Genomic DNA, 19,361 nt, shown 5'->3' with positions numbered 1-19,361 from the left:
TAGTCCAAGTTTAGGGAACAAGTTTAGAGAATTAGTATAATTCAGCCAGCTTTTAGAGGAATCAATGAAAAGACCCCTCTCTCAAGGTTGAAAGAGGGGTACATGAATCAAAACGAGAATCGATCGAGCATGGTTCAGAGAACTGCTAGATTTCAGCGACCGCCCGCTCAATTAAGCGACGTGCTAACGTTTGAATGCCTGTGTGGCGATAGTATTTCACCGAAACATCCAATAACGCGCCCAAATAATCCACCTTATCTTTCGAGAAATCAATGAATTTCGAGAGGTTATCAATCAAGCCCGCCTGAGTTAGCCCTTTAGACGCAACAAAGCTGTCCATCCAGCCCTTCGTCGATTCAAAGCTTTCAGTGATAAACGCATGCTTCCCAGCATCATTGTTGCCCGGAATCAAATCCTTGACACCTTTGAAGGTTTGATTCTTCTCCAATTCGGAAGCATTCATCCCCTTAATCATCGACAGGGCCTTATCGGTGAAGCTAGGCCCCAGCGGAATCAACCCATCAAACGATACCAACGCCGCCATCCGCATCAACGACTCGCCGCTGTAATCTTTCAGCGATGCCAAAAAATCGCCAATGCTGTCGCCAGGAATGCCGTTGATTTGGCAGAAGGCAACCAACTCCGTGACGAGTTTAACGCAGAGGTCAATACTTTGCGCCCGTTCGGGTTTGGGGGTCAGGTGCTTCAAAAAGCCTAAAAACGAATCTTGCCCAATACGGTTAGCCAATGCTGCTGTTCCCAGCAACCCAGAGGCCGAGTCAACGGTGTCATAGAGCCACAGGGCCCGCTGATAGCCTTGCGACTTGTCGTTATAGAGCGCCACGGCTCGTTCGCCGATCTGTTGAATTAGGCTTTCGTCAGTTTCGCCAGTGACGGTGCGAATTGTGTTGTCAAAGCCAACCAAATTATCCCACTGTCCTGGCACCACGAAGTCTAACGATCGCAATGCTGATACGGTGAGGCCGCCTTTCGGTAACTCATCGACCAACTCATAGATTGGTTTACTCACGGTAATCTCCTTATCTTATAACTGCGCGGAACCCTTCAGGTTGAGGTGTACAGCGATCGTCGCTCGTTAAGTCGCAGGCTGAGGAGACAAACCTGGAGGAAACTCAAGCTTCGGTTTAGAATCCGCTGTTCTAGACGATCTGGGCAGGGTGGGTGTTGAATCTGCGGCTTTAGAGGGTTTTGAAGTTGTCGCTGTTGTGGAAGCGGGAGCCGATTCTAGTTTGGCTAATCCCTTCAGGTCAAATTTTTGTAGCCACGCGACCCGATCCTCACGGGTAAACGAAGCATCTCGCGAAAGAACTTTCACTTGATAGCGATCGTTCACTAGAATGCCAGTGGCCGTTGTGCCTTGATCGACTGCCGGATAACCAGCGACCTTCTCAGTGCTGGTTTTGTACTTGGCAGCCGCAGAAGGCAAGCTTAGCGTATCATTGATCGTCAGCATGGCAACCGTTTTACCATCCTGGTTGATTTTGTACTCGGCAAAGCCCTTCTTCTCTTGAGCAGGCACAACCTCATAGGAACCCATAGACCCTGGGAAGAACTTGTTAAACGTACCTCCCTGTTCAGCCGTTTTCACCACAGCCGACGGTGCACCACGGCGCGTTGTTTCCTTCTGAATATCCGAGTAACGAGAGGTTTGCTTTGGGGCACATGCTGAAACAAATATCAACAGGCTAAGGAAAATGGGAGCAAGTACCCTAAGCCAGCGATCGGAAATCATTGTTTTCTCCTGAAACTAAGGCGAATTAATTGAATATTAATAGAAGTAACTAACCTTGTAACGAGCTTGCAAACTATTGCAAGAAATCAAGCTTGAAAAGCGTTGATGAGAGGCAATGACTTTAGATGCCAAGGGCGGCTTTTACCTTTGTCAAAGCCGCGGCTTCTTTATCTGTGACTTTGGGGCTACCTGACCCAAACAAACCGCTGCCGGCTGCATTAGCCACTGCATCGGCACAGGAATAGATGAACTGCTTATACTCCTGCACCTCTTCCGGAGTCGCCTTGCTGCTGACAATCGCCACCGCTGCATCAACTGCCGCCAGAGCCTTATCTACAATGGCACCCGATTGCACTTCTTCCGACTTCACATCCGGCTTTTGCATTTTCACAGCACCGCTGCGTAACACCTCATCGGCAAACACCGAATGAATAATGGAATTATTGGGATACTTCTTGGCGGCTCCAGTAATTTCTTTGGACATCGCAGCGGCTTCAATGGCCGTTGAAACAATGCCCATATCAACCGAGGCGATCGCCATGCCAATCATCATCGGTGCAGAGGCGATCGTACTCATTTCTTCAGGGGTATAGATGCTCATAAATCCTCTTCAAGAACAACATCACAACATCGAAAATCACAACAAACAATCAATGCTGAGGTGATCATACCGTAGCTTGAAGCAGCAAAAAGCTAATCAATGCTAAAAAGAGACAAAACAAGAAAAACAGTGAAAATCTTGTTTTATCTCTTTTAAAAACAGAAATTATCTAATTTTTAGGCTTAAATGTTCGCTTGAAAGAAGTTAACTGTAACCATTCCAAGCAACGTCCAATTTCACCTAATTGACATAGCGTGTAGCCGTTTCCACAAAGCGCACTGGCACCCAACCGCCATTTTCAAGCTCAACCCAGTCGTTGTCATAACGTCCGGACAACACAATGCGCTGACCATTGCGCAAATTGCCCGTCACGCGAGAGGTGCTGGTTGGGCCAGCGTGAACATTAATTCCATCGGCACTAGTTCGCACAATTGCCTCTGAGCGTTCGCCAATGTAGGTCCTCTCGCGGGTGACCACCCGATCGCGGTCTTCCCGACGACCAGCCGCCCACCATAACAGCAACGGCAACCCCACTAAGAGTGGCAGAAGAATACCTAACCACGGATTAATCCAGGGAGCATAGGTGCGGGATGCATTCGTGGTAGTGACAGTTTGGTTAGAGGCCGTATATCCACAGGTTAGTTTAAACAGTTGCCCATCACGGGTAAGGTTCAACACCACATTCACCGTGTCTGCATCCACTGCGGCAATATCTACAACTTCTGAAAGTTCAAATCCATCGGCGCGAGCTTTATTGATACAGGCTTCTTCCGCTTGGGCTTCTAATTCCGGCGTGATGGCTTGCGCTTGAACCATCGTACTGGTTGAAACAACCGTCATTGCGACTAGGGCAGCCGTCGCCGAGAATAACTGAATCGATCGCTTAAAGTTCTTCATAATGAATGCTCCTGTAAACCATCTATTAACGTGGCAAACGAAAATCTAAACATAGGATGAGGAATAGGTTGCGACTTCGACTATTCAACTAGCGCTTGAATCGCATCACTAGCTTTCTCAAGTACCGCCTCTAACGACGAGAATTGTTCATCCCATTGAGTGGGCGTAAACGGAACCTTGCCGGTCGTAATTCGACTGGTTCCATCTGACACACTACTAATGGCTTTTGCCGTTTCCTTCAGGGTTTGCTTTAAACTCGCTACCTTGTCATGGGTTTCGGTTTTCAAACCATCTTGAGTTTGGGAAATCGATTTTTTGAACAGATCATAGGCATCGTCGATCGCTGTTTTGTATTGTTTTTCAGCTTGCTCGGCGGCAGCAATTTGCGTGTCAAATGAGTTAGTTAACTCTGTCAAAGATTGCTGCTTTGCTACAATGTCCCGTCGCAATCGATCGCGGGTTGTAAGGTCAGTCTCAGCAGCAAATTTCTCTAACTGCGTTGGCAGATCGCTTAGCATGGCTTGCGATTCGCGAATACCTTGGCTCAACAGATCCTTCGATTCGCGAGAAAAAGTATCAAAGTTTGTTCGCGCTTCATTGACAGCATTCAAAAACTCTTGAGTTGCCGTCGAGATCGCATCATCGGCATGAGCAACTCTCGTTCCAACCGGAACCACAAACAATAGGAAAACGAGGCAACCTGTGACTATAAATTGCTGAATGGTTTTCCGAATGGTTTGGCTAATGCTTGTTCTGGTAGCAGTTTTGAAAAAGTCTTGCGTTCGGTGTTGCACAATAGATTGCACAATATAGCAGTTTAGCCCTTGATGCACGATCGAGTCTCCTTGGGGGAAAGGACAAACAGTGAAGGAAGAACGCTAGTTGAATGAGCAACCCACGCTATCTTCTAGTCCTTCAAAAAATTGGTGAGATCAGCAACGATTGATTGCTGCCATTGGCCGCACTCTCCCGTCAACCAACCTCAAGGATTGATTGCTGAAATGGCTATCGGCCAACATCTCATGGCAATGGAAATGGCAGGAAACCAGGATAGGTCAGTCAGGCGATCGTTAAAGTCTGTTGATGCGAAGTCTCGGCACAGCATAGCCAGAGAAAGCACGATCGACCTTATGAAACCAGCACATTTGCACAATATCAAACTTCTGTGCACTTTCGACGTGATTCGGCACACATTTTAGTTTTTCTTTGGAAAACAGCGGCTATTGTCTGCCGATTCTTCTTTAGAATTAAGAAGCATTAAGTAGAGACATAGGGTTCTGGACTAGAACAATTCACCTGTTACCATTGACGCTGAAGTCAGGGGCGATCGGGAACCGCTCCTAGTGTTGATTCAAATCTTGATTCAATTTGCCAACCCCGTAGAACGTTCCGTCAGGCAACCCCCTGCATGCCTCAACCCACTCTACTCAACAAACCCAACCCGCCCAAATTCTTCAACTGTAACTGTTCCTTGAGCATCGATCGTCTGCACCAGACAGCTACCATTGGGATAAATGCGAACATAGGTCGTTGAATCGCCTGCATATCCATAGGTAGTACTGCCATCGGCATTACTGACAATGGCAACTGGAGTGACCTGACTAAAATTGGTTCGATCGGGTTTATCGACATAGGTCATACTTGGGCCCCCATCTTGCCATGTCACCTCTGCGAAATGACTGGGAGTGTCGCACGCCACATTTTTGCCCGCTGTTTGGGTGGAAGCATTACCCGGTGTTGAGTTTGCCGTTTCTGCCCCAGGAGATGTCTCCGTTGAGTCGGTCGCCGGAGCATTGGTTGTGGAATTTTGGCTGAGTAGATCGCGGTTGAGAAACTCGCATCCCACCAGCAACCCTCCCATTAGCCCTACTAAACACCCCTGCACCAATGCACGCTTCATCGCAGAAACAGTCATAGAGTTTTTCAGCATAAAGGTCGATCGCATAGGAATAGGCTTTAACAATATCATTTCATCTCTGATTTATTCATTAATATTAGTTGACTAGAGTCTAATGCTCCAGCCCAACTCCCGACTCCCTATTCCTAATTCCACCCATCGCTAAACTCAACATTCAGTTCAATTTCATTCTCAGAAACATTCATTGATACCGGATAAGACTGTTCCACAGCCTCAGAAATTTCATCCGATGCATTCTTGTTGATCGAGTCCACCGATAAGGGAACACTTTCCTCTAACTGTGAAGACTCGGAGGGTAGGAGAGATTCGATCGCAGAAGATTCGGTTCCGGACGGCAATTCTTCCACAACGGGTTCAGCTTCAACAGGAATCGATTCCAGTGCCGGTGCCACTTCCGGAGGTTCTTCAAATAGGGTGGCATCATCCAATGGGGGAAATACCTCACGGATGGCTGGAGGTTCGTTGACGACCGAAGCAGGAGTATCAGAGGAGTGAGAATGGCGACGAATTAACCGGGGCACTCCATCAGAACGATATTCAAATCGGGCAGCGGGTTCCTCTTCATACAAAGGAGCAGACTCTTGCAGTACAAAAGGCGAAGGTGGCGCAAGTTCTGGTTGTCGGGTCGTTTCCTGAGGTGGCAACACAGGAGTTAATTGGGGCGATGGAGGGGTGACAGGGCGTTCGTCCTTGGCTGTCTTTGCCACCGTAGGTGTCTGCACCCAATCAAAGGACTCTGGATCAGCTTGAGCGGAGGAAGTAGGATAGGACGAGTCTGGCGTATTAGCAACATTCGATTCATTCGATCGGGCTGGTCGTGTGCGTGCGATTTCAATCCGGTTTAATTCTGCTTGCCAACCGGCAATTGCCGCTTGCGCCTCATCGTACAAGGCTCGATCGGCTGGAATTTGAGCCGCGATCCGAATTGCATCTGTCAGGTTGCCCTGTTGCGCTTGGGTGGTTGCTTCGGCAAGAAGAGGTTGATCTTCTAGAACTTGAATTTGCTGAGTCCAGTCATAAATCAGCCCTTGAGCTTGATGACGCAATACCCGCCCTGCCTCAATTTTGCTGGCTTCGGCGATCGCCAGCTTCAAGTCTGCAACCGTACCAGCTTCCGCCAACTGTTGCGCAAACAGCAAATAAGGTTGGTCTTCAACTCGTTGCACTTCCTGTTTCCAATACGCGATCAAGGTTTGAGCCTGTAATCGTCGGGGATGAGCCGGAGGAATTTGTTCTGCTTGGGCGATAGCAGTTTGCAATGAATCACGCTGTCCCAAGTCTGCTAGTAGATTAGCAACCTGCAACTGGGAGGTGGCTTGCAGTTGTGCATCCCAACTTGCCAGGCTCTCTTGAGCTTGAGCATAAAAGCGACTAGTCGATGGAATGCGCTTGGCCGCTGAGACCGCTTCCATCAAGTTCCAAACGTGCTTGGGTTGAGGCTTCCAATTGCCACCACTGGCTAATGCCAACTGTCGCGCCTGACTCAAATCGATTAAGTGTTGTGCTTCGGTTGCCAAAGCAGAACTAACACTTGCAGCCTCCGCATGAGCAATTGCTTCATCAAAGCGTTTTTCACGCCAGCGATCGAACCCGATGGTCAGTAGTGTATTTCCCCACTGAGTCAAAGTGGGTTGTGCGTCCATCCAGGTATACGTCGTAGTGTCCAAGGTTTTGGCTAGTTTCAATGCCGCTTGCAGATTGTCAGGCGTTTCCACCTCGGCTGTGCGCTTGGCTTGCGCTAATATTTGCCGTGCCTTCTTTTCGCTCAATACTTGTTGAGCCAGTTCATTCACCTTTTCAGTATTCCAGTAATCATAGGGCGATTCACTTAGCTCCAGAATATGGTGCGAAACACTATCCCAATCTTGATTTTTAAGAGCCGTTTGTGCTTTGGCATAGATTGCTTCATCAATCTGCCAATTTTCTTGCCATTGAGCAATTGCACTTTGGGCCTCTGCGTATAGAGGGCTAGAATTGGGAATGCGATTGGCCAACTCGATCGCCGTTTCCATATCGCTAGCTGCCATTTTTTGACGCGCAATCACCAATACCGATTGCGACCATTCTTTCATCCAGCGGCGCGATTCATTATAAAGGGGATGATCAGGAGACCACGCCTCTACCAGTTTCAACCCTGTCATTAAATCGTCTAATTCTCCCGATTCCGCCGCCGCTTGGGCACAATAGAGTCGATCGATATCTGGAGACAAAGGAGAAATTTCACCGCAATTGGTCCGCGGGGGCAGCGAGGTTAACCAAACAAAAGCGAGTGTGGCTAACCCACCCACTGCACAGCACAAAACGAGTGCCGTGAACAACCAGCGCCAAGATGATGACGACTCGCTGGAGGGTTGCTCTATTGTAGTGGGATTGTTCGACAGTGAGTGCTCCATCAATTCAGTAGGCTGTTGCACTGATTGCTTAAGCGCGGAATTCTCAACCGTATTCATCCGCATTGAATTACCCTGTATCTCGATCGGTTCGCTATGACCGTCTAAATGAAGTGACTCTGCTTGATTAAGTTTGACTGGTTGATGAGCAGATGCACCCGCAAATTGAATTTTTAGTGGATTCGATCGACCGTTCACTCCATTCTCTCCCTGCAATAACCGATTTAAGTCATCAAAATTACCAACTGAGTCGATTCCATATTGAATTGAATTCGTCACGAATGATCGATTGCATTGCCCATCACGATATCGATCATTTCTTTCACAGTTCCAGGGCAACTCTGAGTTGATCTAGTGCTGCCGCTTCTTGAGGACTGACCTTTTCACCAGCGCCAAACAATCCGCTACCGGCTGCGTTTGCTACCCGATCGGCACAGGCATAAATAAATTCTTTGTACTCCTGAATCTCTTCGGGTGTGGCTTTGGTATTTAAAATTGTCAATGCAGCATTGATTCGATCGATTGCAGTATTGACCGCCGTTTCGGGTTTCATCTCCTCCGGGCGCACTTCAATTTTTAAACCTTGATCCTTGGCACGCCTAGCAGCGTCCTCAGAGAATAGGGCTTGGATCACCGCATTGTCAGGATATCGTTTTGCTGCTCCAGCAACCTCTTGGGCCATGGCGTTGGCTTCGATCGCCGTCGAGACCACGCCAACATCAACCATTGACACAGCCATGCCACTTAACATGACCGCCGCTGCCAAGGTCGTCAACTCTTCCGGGGTGTAATCGGTGGTAGTACTCATACCCTATCCTTGTCAAGTGCTGAACGAAAAAAAGAAACGTGGTGGAGTCAACGTGATGAAGCCAAGCCCATTTAGCCATATTGTGACTGACCAAAGCCTGGCAAATTGAAGGTACTTCAATTGCTTAAGCAGCCCGAGGCGCATTGATAAACCGAGAAGCAAACTTGAAAAGATCACCTAGATCTGTGTTTCCATCTCGATCGCCATCCAAAAACGCACTAAGCAACGGATTAGCTGCATTTGTAGAGGTAGAAGGTTTGCGCGCTCCCATGCTGAACACTCCTAGCACTGCCGTCAACAACATGGGTAAGATGCTTTGAATCATCGTGGAACTTAATCCGGTTTTTTTGGCAATGCCTTCGGCAAGCTGCTGTTGCAGTTGGGCCGGAAACAGCGATTGAATCACAGAGGCGATCGCTCCGCTGCCAACACTGCGACCGATCAAGTTATCCAATTGGCTACTGCCCATCACCGCGCGCTGCTGTTGCAACGATGGACGAATCGTCTGTCCTAACACAGACATCACAGTCTGCATCGTAGAGGGTTGAATTCCTCGCCCGGCTGACAGTTCTTGAAGAGAGTTGGTAATCGTGGCTAATTGAGCCACGCTACCCTGTTGGTTTGGATTATTAATTGCGCTGAGAACGTCAAAGAAAAGTCCCATTATTGTCTCCTAGTATCTCCAATCAAGTGAATCAGTAGAGGAAGGTAGAATCACCCTAACTGAACACCAAGTTTAAAATTGTCACGGCCCAACATATTGACCAACTCATTATCAGGACAGCTTCCAGAACATTGCACCCAGCTACAAATTTGTACCATCTGAGGGAACCCGAACATGCAACGAACGAATTAACCGTAGCCATCGCCCGTCATTGCTGACATACCCTAATTCCGCCACATAATCTCGATCGCTCACAGGAATGGAAACGTGTTTATCTTGCTCACCTTCATCACACACATAATCCTGTGTACTATGAGCAGGTTGATAATCGATATCTAGATCGGTAGCATCGTGGATGCGCAACATCAAAATTTGCCCCCCCTGACGCCGCAATTCTTCTTTGTAATCATCTGAAACTTCCCAGTAGGCATAGGCAGCATTGGGGGTTCGTGGTACGAGAATAATGCGACACTGCCGTTGGCGCCCATCGGTTCCATCCGTCATCCGCTGGCGATCGCTCTCTGTATCTGCTCCCAATCGATCGCGAGCTTGGGCCATGCCTGCTCCAATGGCGGCCGCGCCTCCGGCCAGCGCTGCCCCGGCGGCCTTGGCGGCGTCACTAACTGGATTAGCGCCTGATTTACGCCGATCGTCTACTCGATCTGGCGTTGTCCGACTAGGTAACTCCACTGAACCAGTCGCTTTTCCAGCAGCGCTTCCCTCTGGCATGTCAGCCGTCGCTCCAGCAGGACGAGGTTCACTGGACTGACGCACCATCGGTGTCGGTCTGACTGGCGGTGGGCTAGGAGGAGTTCGAGAAGCAGCCTCCGAACTGGACGTTCCCGAGGTAGGTCCACCAGATGGCGCACCAGTTCTGAGGTTAGTGGTTCGGTTAGTGGTTCCAGTTGTCGGTGAATTGGCAGTTGTGCGATTGGCCAGCGGCATCACTGGCATGTGCACATGGGCGGATCGAGCCAGTCGTAACCAGCGGCGATCGGCCGTCACATATCCCAACTCTGCCACATAGTCTCGATCGCTTGACGGAATGGGAACATGCATATCTTGAGCCAGTTCATCACAGCGATATTCCCGCATACTATGCGCTGATTGCTCATCGATATCAATCCCGGTTGTGTCGTAAATACGTAGCCTTAGATCGCGCCCACCCTGTTGCCGCAACGAGTCTTTGTGTTCCTTGGACACTTCCCAATACACATAAGCTGACTTGGGACTACGCGGCGTCAAAATGATGCGACTATGCTCCTCAATTAATTGCGGATTGGGGGCCGATCGAGCGGTCATTCCGGCCGCCACTCCGGCCGCCCCAGCCTCAAGAGCCGTCGCGGTAGAAGCTAAGGGCGTAGCCGTTGTTGCAGACACAGGTGTGGTAGTAACGTCAGTGGTGTTAACTGGACGTGGGTCAGGTTCACAGGCAGGAACCCGGACCGGGGCAGATTGAGTGATGCGAACCCAGCGATCGTCGTCAACAAAATATCCCAGTTCCGCCACATAATCACGATTATCTACCGGAATAGCAACGTGCAAATCCTGTGCTTGCTCATCGCAGTCAAACACGTTCATTCGCTGGGTAGATTGAGATTGGGACAAATGTCGATCGATATCTACATCAGTGACGCTATAGTCTGTGATGCCATACTCTGTTACATCATGCAACCGAACCTTCAGCGGGCGATTTTGGGCACGCAGATCGCTGACCAGCCGATCGGGCAGTTCCCAATACACATACCCTTCTCGACAATTACGCGGCGTCAAAATCATGCGGCTATTGGCATCAACCAAAGGAACCGCCGCTGGAGGAGGAACAGGGGCCGATCGATCACGCAATAGCCACCACAGCAACGCTCCCAACAGCGGAATGGCCAGAAGCCATAGCCACCAAGGAACCCCCGTTCGATCGCGCTCTGTTGTGGTCACGGCTCCTGGTGTTGCCTCGGTTGGGGATGGATCAGGCGACGGAACAACCGCTGGCTCGGTCGCGTCGGTTGCTGCTGGCGATGGACTAGCCTCTGGTGAAGCAACCGGACTCGGAGAGGCTTGGGCTGTTGTTGGTACAGCCGCCACAATGCCAGCCCGTCGTGCTTCTTCTACAATTGGTTGATTTTCCGGAGCCGCTGCATAGCCCAGAAACGCTTGAACTTCAGGGCTTGGGGTTGGGCCTCGATACACATAGGATAAGGGCTGCGAGAAGGGATAGAGCGGATCGGTTGGTGGAGTCTCATGCATCAACAGGGCCCGAATCGTGGGACTACCAGCTAGTTGATCGGCCATGACATAGCCAATCCCATCCGATCCCAGTTCATTGGACACCGCTTCAGCACTGTCTTCGGTCAACTGCACTGCATTGGCCCCAGTAGCAAATGGAGCCGATTGAAATACTGGATATTGCTGAAACGATCGCCGAATATCACTATTCTCTGGACGATCGATGAAGCGAACCGGAATAGGTTGTCCGCCCACCTGCGACCAACTCGTAATCTCACCGCGAAACATCTGAGCAAATTGGTCAGAAGTCAAACTGCCATTAAACGGGTTATCTGCCCCTACAACTACGGCAATTTTATTTCGAGCCACAGGCACCGCCACTAACCCCTGCGCCTGCTCTTGTTCAGTTAAAGGTCGGCCAATGGCTGCCAGATCGATCGAGCCATTCAGTAATTGTTGCAATGCCTCATCTGATCCATCGTAGGCCGCCTCTACCGTTGTCCCTGAGAATTGAGACTCGAACCGCTGCTTTAGCGCCTCATTGATTGATTCTAGGCTTGAAGACCCATTGATTCGCACAGTTGTGCCACTAGGAACCGCCGTCGGCAACGGAAAAGCTGGACTAGGAGACTGGGCAAGACCTGGACGAACCAGCAGGGCTGAGGTCAAGGGAACGGGGACCGCGACGATCGCCAGCAGTAATAGTAGAGTAGCCGCCGACATATTCGACGATCGAGGAATTGGACGGGGCTTCTTAGGAAAAGACATAAGGTTCTCCGGATGAGGGCTACGACAGGACAGAACCAATTGGAGGAGGACGAGAGCAGCAAGAGGAGCAACGAGAGGACAGCAATCTGATCAAAACCTAGCGTTATACCAACAAATTCACATCAACCAATCAACCACATCAACGAACTAACCGACGACTTGAATCAATACCTTCTAAGACTTTCTTAAAGCAGATTGCTGGTGGTTTTGTAAAGTTTTCATTAATCTACTTGGCAGATGTGGCGACCGAACCCCTTCCTTCCCCAAAATAAGCATACGTGACAACTGGGACTGTTCATACAATAACGCCCACACCTCTCATTTCATTCTGCTAAAAATACTCTGCTAGCACAAATACGACCTGACATCAGTTTCACTTAGCATAGGTTTTCTCAATCCGTTTTACAGGATTAATACACCCTACTTTGAAGAAAGGAAAAAACCACGGCCACGCCCTACACACCCTACATTGTAGGAAGTCCTGCCCCCTCAAGCTCCTAAGAGACTTGTGAGAGCAGGAATCTTTACGCTGGTTTTAACCTGACTGGGTTTCCTCAAGAATAAGAATAGGAAGTTTAGTGATGGTGTTACATCCGCCATCTCAGTGATTTCACGTGCTTAGACCTGTTTGGCATCTATTTTGTAAATATCAGCCATTTAGTAGAAATAGATTCGGCAACTTGGCTGTTGACAAAAATCGAACTTTGTGGAAGAAACGAATGAATAGATTCCTTAGGTTAGGCTGAAGCCAGCAGTGATGCTTGAGTAAGCCAGAGATTACAAATTATGTAGAGGAAGTCTAATTTGTTCGCAGCGTTAGAACGGTATCTGGCTTAGATTTTTCCCTCTTTTGACAAAATCTTAACCTTTTTTTCCGATTATGATGCAGTTTTTTTTGATCATTCTGTCATCGTTTTATAAAGTTCACTTGCTTGAAGTATTCAATGAACGAGTTGATGCTACCGCCATACTGAGGATTCAGCAAAGCAGCGGAAGCTTCAATCTCTAATTACTTCTACGCTTAATCACGTTGTATTGACTCAGCCCGTGTTGAGTTGACAAAAAATCTAAACTTGCGCAAGCCTTAGTGGTTATTTCGTCATAGTTTAGGGTTCCAAGGAGTTGTTCATATGCCGCTTGTAAGTCGCTGTCTTGCTGAATTTATAGGAACGTTCTGGTTAGTTTTTGGGGGATGTGGTAGCGCCGTTCTCGCGGCCGTCTTTCCCTATAATGCTGCTGCTGGCACAAATCCCCTTGGCATTGGTCTAGTGGGTGTTTCTCTTGCTTTCGGTTTAACGGTATTAACCATGGTCTACGCAGTAGGGCACATTTCTGGAGGACACTTTAACCCGGCCGTGTCGTTTGGGCTTTGGGCGGGTAAGCGGTTCCCAGCTTCGGAATTGCTGCCTTACATCATTGCTCAAGTTTTAGGGGCAATCGTAGCAGGGGGCATGATCTACGTCATCGCCAACGGTCGTGAAGGGTTTGCCTTAACTGGATCAAATCCGCTAGCAACCAATGGCTATGGAGAACACTCTCCGGGTGGCTATGCTCTGTTGGCTTGTTTTCTCATTGAAGTTCTACTAACGTTCATCTTCTTGCTCGTTATCATGGGAGCAACAGACGGACGGGCCCCAAAAGGATTTGCGCCGATTGCGATCGGGCTTTGCTTGACATTAATTCACTTAATTAGTATTCCTGTTACTAATACCTCTGTAAACCCGGCTCGCAGTACTGGGGTGGCTGTGTTTGCAGGGCCCGAATTATTTGGGCAAGTTTGGTTGTTTTGGGTCGCCCCAATTTTGGGGGCATTACTGGCTGGTTTCTTGTATTCGTCTGTCTTCAGTGCACCCTCTGTCCCAGAGATGCAGCGCGTTCGAGAAACCGTATAGCCAAGATTGCTTATCGAAAGCAGCGGTAAGCTGCCTTTAAAAATATCCAAGTGTGTCCTCACATAAGCCACGTGGGAGATTGTGATAAGAAAGCCGGTTTAGGCGATCGAAACATCTCCCACTTTTTGTTGCTTTGTATTGCTTTGCATTGCTTTTTGTTACTTCAATTGAGGCTGTGGAAAACTTTTAGTTTTCTGTGGAAAGCAGCTTGAAAAACCCGTGGAAAACCCGCTTTGCCAATCGAAAAACCATGACAAGTATTTATACTTAATCAGAAACAGAACCCGTTTTCCCCATGTTTTCCACAAGCTCAATCGCTGGAATCTTGCTTTGGATCTATGCTTTAAGAGTTTTCCACTTTTTCCACAGGCTCTACTACTGATCGATCTCTTTAAAACTATTTTTAGATATAGAGATTTGTTGGGTTTGGGGTCTATACTTTGAGCGAAACAAATTGAAGCTTTCGATTAACGGTGCTAGGATCACTCTTCAAATCCATGCCAACTCGATTGAGAGAAGATGATGCATGAAGATTGATGAATGCAGTTTGATCGACACCCGTAATCGAATCAACGATTGAGGCGGCGATCGAGTTAACGATCAGGATCTAGATCAAGGGTTTGATCGGAATTAGATCACGGGGTGAGTAAACAAAACCCCAACTTCACAACCATAAAAATTAAGCTCCTCGATCCGATTTCAGCATCTCGATTTACAATTTACCTCTCACGCTCATCTTTCATCTGCTTTTTTTAAGTCTCAGCGCCCAGTTCCCCCTATGAAACTTATCTGCAACCAAACTGAACTGAACACTCATCTTTCGCTTGTAAGCCGTGCTGTACCATCGCGTCCAACTCATCCAGTTTTGGCAAACGTGTTGCTCATTGCTGACTCAGACACACAACAAATTCGTTTAACCGGGTTTGATCTAAGTTTGGGAGTGCAAACAAGTTTTCAGGCTCATGTTGAACAAGGTGGAACCCTGACCTTGCCTGCAAAGCTATTTGGAGATATCGTTTCTCGTCTGCCCGATGGTGAACTGACCCTAGATGAAGATGAGGATGACGCGATGGTGACGTTGACCTGTGCGACGGGTCGGTATCAGGTACGGGGGATGGGAGCATCTGACTATCCAGAGTTGCCGTCGATCGAAGAGGGTGACGTGGTTCATTTACCCAATGATGCTGTCATTGAAGGGTTGAGAGGATCATTATTTGCAGCAAGTTCGGATGAAACGAAACAGGTGTTGACTGGGGTACACATTACGGTAGAAGCAGAAAGTTTAGAATTTGCTGCTACGGACGGTCACCGGCTGGCTGTTGTCCAAACCTTCAACGCAGAATCCGGTGCAGATGAGGCTTCTGGCATTTATATTCCGGAGACGATAGCGCCCTTCAACATGACGGTTCCTGCAAAAGCGCTACGAGAGTTAGAACGAATGTTGCAAATGAATGCGGCAGAGGAATCGGTGGCGGTACGTTTTGATCAAGGACAACTCGTGTTTGAGTGGCAGAATCAACGATTAACCAGTCGGCTGCTAGAAGGACAATATCCCAACTATCGTCAACTGATTCCGCGCCAGTTTTCTCGGCAAATGACGATCAATCGGCGATTATTTCTAGCGGCTCTAGAACGGATTGCAGTACTCGCCGACCAGAAAAACAGTATTGTAAAACTGAACCTTGATGCGGTTAGACAGGAAGTGGTCTTGTCGGTGGATGCACAGGATGTTGGCAGCGGTCGTGAAGCTGTGCCAGCCCAAATTTCGGGGGAGGATTTGGAGATCGCGTTCAATGTTAAATATTTGCTAGAAGGACTAAAAGTATTCAATACGGTGGATGTGCAGATGCAATTCAATACGTCAACTAGTCCAGCTATTCTGAGTCCGTTAGGTGGTATGAAAATGACTTATTTGGTCATGCCTGTGCAAATTAGGGCTACCTAATCAAGAGGAGTGCCAACGAGGAAGGGCATTGAGCAGTGGTGGTTAGAACGCCTTGGGTAGTCCTGCCTGTTTGAGGACAGCATTTGCCGTGTGACGAGATTTAATCGAGCCGTCTACCACAAACCGCCGATCGGTCATTGGGCTGTACCAGATTTCGTGGTCTCCTTTACCTTGACGTTCAAAAGAACAACCTGCTTCTGTCAACAGTTTTTTGAGCGCAGGCATGAGCAATGTAGCCATTGATCAAGCAACCTTGATTAGTTCTTGCCGATGGCTGGTAAGTTGAATAGCAATCGTCCCTGCATAATCGGCAGAAATGACATGGTTGAGGAGCAGTAGATCGGGGATGATCTGTCGTAGCTTTTGACTCAGTGCCTCGATCGTATCCGCTTCAGTGGCTAATCCCGGTACATCTTCACTGGTTGCCACCCAGACGGCGGCTTCTGCATCCCAAAAGGCATCAATTTGATAAGTGTCCTGTTCCATGCCTGCCTCTACCTGAGCGATCGTCTTGGTGCTGCCTGTGATTTTCAGGTTATGGGGTTAGAGAGCGATCGCCTCGTAGAGTGGATTCTAGAACAGCAATTGCCGTTTGATGTGCTGTATTACTATGGGTGCGATCGACCCATCCACATCAGTTATGCTCCTCAGCAAAGACAGAGTATTTGGACGTTTACAGACGGAGGAGTGCCTAGGCTTCAGTTCAGTCAATAGATATGTCATCTTTTGTATTCAGAAATATACATATCAATGAATCTGTTCGATGTTTTGTCTTTACTCATCTTTATCTTCCAAATTTTCAAGTCTAAGTAAAGTTATTCTTATTTGTTTACAGAAATACTAGATGCGTACTGAGTTTGAGTGTCGCTTTGAGTGCTGCTATATCCTCATGCCGCATCTCAGAAAAGCCGAACGAGTTGATGAAGTTGTTTGCGAGTCTGCTGAAGGTTGAGGATGAGGTTGAGGGTGACCTGTAAGGGTTGGAAAATGCGACCTTTTCCAGCTACGCTTAACGGCTACACCGATGATTCTCGATCGAAAATGTGAAAGGGGTTGAAGTTTGTGTGGGTGTCGTAATAATCTTCCCGTTCTTGCTGCTTCAACCAACCGGTAATCCAGTAAGTCATCGGAGTAAACAGCACTTCCACACCGCACTTAAACAAATAATTTGAGATGATCAGCGTCAGCAGCAGTGCGTTGGGAACTACACCCGTAAAGGCAATTAAGATAAACAGAGCAGTGTCAATCACTTGTCCAATCAGCGTTGAGCCGATCGTGCGTGTCCACAAATACCGGCCGCGTGTGACAAGCTTCAATTTCGCCAGCGTAAACGAATTGGCAAACTCTCCAGCAAAATACGCAATCAAACTTGCCACAACAATGCGAGGTGTCAGCCCCAGAATTTGCTCGTAAGCGGTTTGATAAGTCCAATCTGGTGCAGGCGGCAGTGCCCCCACAACAATAAACGTGACTGACATCAACAGGGCGGCAAAAAATCCTAGCCAAATCACCTTACGCGATCGAGCATAACCGTAGACTTCGGTGAGAATGTCGCCAAAAATGTAGCTAAGTGGAAACAGAATTGTGCCACCATCGAACGTCAGCGGCCCCAGCGCCACAATCTTGGTAGATGTTACGTTGGAGATCAGTAGTACCGTCACAAACAATACGGTGATGGTGTCCAGATGCTTGAAGGATTTAGTCATAGTCGTAGGGTGGTTTGCGGAGAGGGAAAATGTGGGAGATAGGAAATTCGTCTAAAAACGCACTGCCATAGCTGTAGTCGGAGTATGAGGGTCCGATCGTCGATTGACTAAAACAACCTAGTGGCAACTGTCCTTTGTTTCTGCTCCTGCTTTGCACAATAAAAATGCACTAATTGAGTTTAGCGGATTTCCTTCCCCTTCATACCATAGGGGGAAACCTCGACCGATCGGTGTAGGTCTCCTGACTGCCAATTCGATTGCCACAGGGCACGATAGAGACATGAAGAATTCGCACTGAAAATCATTACTTAAGAGATAAACCAATGATTGTTCGTTACTGGCAACCCTGGCGTGAAATGGAATCCTTAAGCCGTCAAATTGATCAAATTTTTGATGAGTTAATCGGTACAACAACTCCTGAACCGGTATGGTCTCCAGCTATTGAATTGAAAGATGCAGGTGATACGCTGGTACTGCGGGTGCAATTACCTGGAATTGATGTCAATGCACTGGATGTTCAAGTTGCTAAGCAAGGAGTTTCAATTTCAGGTGAACAGCATCGCGAACAAAAAACAGAAGAGAAGGGTTACTTCAAATCTGAATTTCACTATGGTAAATTCCGTCGCGTTGTTCCACTTCCCATTGCAGTTGAGAACGACAACGTGCAAGCGGAATATAAAGATGGCATCCTAACGTTGACCTTGCCAAAAGTGACGGAAGTTCGCAATAAAGTTGTGAAAATTAACCTGACAGAGAGCCAACCTGTGGCTGAAATGACGGGTACTGATGAGACCACTCAACCGATCGAAGATGCTTGGGCAGACCCTAGCCACAGCTAGTCTAGAAAGACGATCGGATCTGTCAGCCCTGAGGGCTTGTTAACCTCATCATTGGCTTTGTATGTTTGCCCATGAGTGTTAGATAGATGAAATTGAGGAGGTGAGTTCGCTCGCCTCTTTTTTTATGTCCTTTTGTTTTTTATTGCCTCTTATTGCCACTACTGATTCGCGATTGCTGATGCTAACTTCCGATTGTCCGCACTGTGCCTCTGTTGCCATACTATAACGATAGGTTGGGATGACTGATCTGTGTCTATGCACATTCTGTTGGTTGACGATGAACCCGAATTGACAGACCCCCTCAGCCGCATTTTGCGACGGGAAGGCTATCAGGTGGAAATTGCCCACGATGGAGCCGAAGGCAGTCGCTTGGCCACGGAAGGGCAGTACGATCTCCTAATTCTAGATTGGATGCTGCCGCATCGATCGGGTCTAGAAATTTGTCAGCAGTTACGCTCCCACGGTGATAGTACGCCAGTGTTGTTTCTAACCGCTAAAGACACCATCGACGATCGGGTCAGCGGGCTAGATGCCGGAGCCGATGATTACATTGTCAAACCGTTTGAGTTGCGCGAACTGTTGGCCCGGGTGCGAGCGTTGCTGAGACGTCCTTCCACGATCGAGCCGTTAGCTGCACAGCGCTTGCAAGTGGATGATCTAGAACTTGATTTGTCTAGCCAAGTGGCCTATCGACGAGGGCGATCGATTGAGCTATCGGACAAAGAAAGTCGGCTATTAGCTTTCTTTATGCGTCATCCCAATCAACTACTCACGCATGATCAAATTCATCAACAGCTTTGGGATGACGATGAAAAACCGAGCAGCAATGCGTTGGCCGCTCAGGTGCGATTATTGCGACGCAAAATTGAGGTAGGCGATGAACCCACCCTCATTCACAGTGTGTATGGTAAGGGCTATCGGTTTGGGGTCTCTGCTGGATATAGCAACGAATAAGTC

Annotated in this window: 17 protein-coding genes and 1 pseudogene; 5 read left to right on the top strand and 13 right to left on the bottom strand. The window is 48.3% G+C overall.

What is annotated here, in order from left to right:
- Window positions 1-145: 145 nt before the first annotated feature.
- From OXH18_RS05575 to OXH18_RS05530, 10 genes are all read right to left on the bottom strand, one after another.
- Window positions 146-1,030 carry a hypothetical protein gene (locus tag OXH18_RS05575; protein ID WP_268611425.1) on the bottom strand — a complete coding sequence of 295 codons (885 nt, stop codon included), beginning with the start codon at window positions 1,028-1,030 and terminating at the stop codon, window positions 146-148.
- A 66-nt stretch (window positions 1,031-1,096) separates the two neighbouring features.
- Window positions 1,097-1,753, bottom strand: coding sequence for a hypothetical protein (locus OXH18_RS05570; protein WP_268611423.1), 657 nt, complete (start codon window positions 1,751-1,753; stop codon window positions 1,097-1,099).
- A 121-nt stretch (window positions 1,754-1,874) separates the two neighbouring features.
- Window positions 1,875-2,354, bottom strand: a complete 480-nt coding sequence (locus tag OXH18_RS05565; RefSeq protein WP_268611421.1) for a hypothetical protein — start codon at window positions 2,352-2,354, stop codon at window positions 1,875-1,877.
- A gap of 240 nt (window positions 2,355-2,594) precedes the next feature.
- Entirely contained in the window at window positions 2,595-3,251 is a 657-nt protein-coding gene (locus OXH18_RS05560) for an SH3 domain-containing protein (RefSeq protein ID WP_268611419.1), read from the bottom strand.
- Between the two features lie 80 nt (window positions 3,252-3,331).
- Window positions 3,332-4,084, bottom strand: a complete 753-nt coding sequence (locus OXH18_RS05555; RefSeq protein WP_268611418.1) for a hypothetical protein — start codon at window positions 4,082-4,084, stop codon at window positions 3,332-3,334.
- Between the two features lie 590 nt (window positions 4,085-4,674).
- Window positions 4,675-5,196 carry a hypothetical protein gene (locus tag OXH18_RS05550; RefSeq protein WP_268611417.1) on the bottom strand — a complete coding sequence of 174 codons (522 nt, stop codon included), beginning with the start codon at window positions 5,194-5,196 and terminating at the stop codon, window positions 4,675-4,677.
- A 98-nt stretch (window positions 5,197-5,294) separates the two neighbouring features.
- Entirely contained in the window at window positions 5,295-7,838 is a 2,544-nt protein-coding gene (locus tag OXH18_RS05545) for an HlyD family secretion protein (protein ID WP_268611416.1), read from the bottom strand.
- 43 nt (window positions 7,839-7,881) lie between these two features.
- The gene (locus OXH18_RS05540; RefSeq protein WP_268611414.1) at window positions 7,882-8,367 is read right to left on the bottom strand and encodes a hypothetical protein; all 486 of its coding nucleotides are present in this window, start codon (window positions 8,365-8,367) and stop codon (window positions 7,882-7,884) included.
- Between the two features lie 124 nt (window positions 8,368-8,491).
- Window positions 8,492-9,031 (bottom strand): DUF937 domain-containing protein, encoded by a 540-nt coding sequence (locus OXH18_RS05535; RefSeq protein WP_268611413.1) that lies wholly within the window; start codon window positions 9,029-9,031, stop codon window positions 8,492-8,494.
- 141 nt (window positions 9,032-9,172) lie between these two features.
- The gene (locus OXH18_RS05530; RefSeq protein ID WP_268611411.1) at window positions 9,173-12,022 is read right to left on the bottom strand and encodes a DUF4912 domain-containing protein; all 2,850 of its coding nucleotides are present in this window, start codon (window positions 12,020-12,022) and stop codon (window positions 9,173-9,175) included.
- Window positions 12,023-13,152: 1,130 nt separating this feature from the next.
- Between OXH18_RS05530 and aqpZ the strand changes: the two genes are divergently transcribed.
- Together aqpZ and dnaN are read left to right on the top strand one after the other, a co-directional pair.
- Window positions 13,153-13,914: an aquaporin Z gene (gene aqpZ / locus OXH18_RS05525; protein WP_268611410.1), complete on the top strand. Its 762-nt coding sequence runs from the start codon at window positions 13,153-13,155 to the stop codon at window positions 13,912-13,914.
- Window positions 13,915-14,692: 778 nt separating this feature from the next.
- Window positions 14,693-15,859, top strand: a complete 1,167-nt coding sequence (gene dnaN / locus OXH18_RS05520) for a DNA polymerase III subunit beta (protein WP_268611408.1) — start codon at window positions 14,693-14,695, stop codon at window positions 15,857-15,859.
- A gap of 42 nt (window positions 15,860-15,901) precedes the next feature.
- Here dnaN and OXH18_RS05515 read toward each other — a convergent pair whose 3' ends face one another.
- Window positions 15,902-16,099, bottom strand: coding sequence for a type II toxin-antitoxin system HicA family toxin (locus tag OXH18_RS05515; protein WP_268611407.1), 198 nt, complete (start codon window positions 16,097-16,099; stop codon window positions 15,902-15,904).
- A 3-nt stretch (window positions 16,100-16,102) separates the two neighbouring features.
- Complete coding sequence (locus OXH18_RS05510) at window positions 16,103-16,345, bottom strand: DUF1902 domain-containing protein (protein ID WP_268611406.1); 243 nt, start codon at window positions 16,343-16,345, stop codon at window positions 16,103-16,105.
- Window positions 16,346-16,354: 9 nt separating this feature from the next.
- Here OXH18_RS05510 and OXH18_RS05505 point away from each other — a divergent pair.
- Window positions 16,355-16,573 (top strand): annotated as a pseudogene (locus OXH18_RS05505) (hypothetical protein); the annotation flags it as partial.
- 302 nt (window positions 16,574-16,875) lie between these two features.
- Here OXH18_RS05505 and OXH18_RS05500 read toward each other — a convergent pair.
- The gene (locus OXH18_RS05500) at window positions 16,876-17,565 is read right to left on the bottom strand and encodes a queuosine precursor transporter (protein ID WP_268611403.1); all 690 of its coding nucleotides are present in this window, start codon (window positions 17,563-17,565) and stop codon (window positions 16,876-16,878) included.
- A 323-nt stretch (window positions 17,566-17,888) separates the two neighbouring features.
- Here OXH18_RS05500 and OXH18_RS05495 point away from each other — a divergent pair, with 323 nt between their 5' ends.
- Both OXH18_RS05495 and rppA read left to right on the top strand, forming a co-directional pair.
- A complete protein-coding gene (locus tag OXH18_RS05495; RefSeq protein WP_268611402.1) occupies window positions 17,889-18,404 on the top strand; it encodes an Hsp20/alpha crystallin family protein in 516 nt (171 codons plus the stop codon).
- Window positions 18,405-18,659: 255 nt separating this feature from the next.
- A complete protein-coding gene (gene rppA / locus OXH18_RS05490; protein ID WP_268613132.1) occupies window positions 18,660-19,358 on the top strand; it encodes a two-component system response regulator RppA in 699 nt (232 codons plus the stop codon).
- Window positions 19,359-19,361 lie beyond the last annotated feature (3 nt).

Source organism: Thermocoleostomius sinensis A174 (assembly GCF_026802175.1).
Classification (GTDB): Bacteria; Cyanobacteriota; Cyanobacteriia; order Elainellales; family Elainellaceae; genus Thermocoleostomius; species Thermocoleostomius sinensis.
Note: the sequence above shows the minus strand (reverse complement) of the source record. Positions and strands in the feature narration are given on the sequence as shown.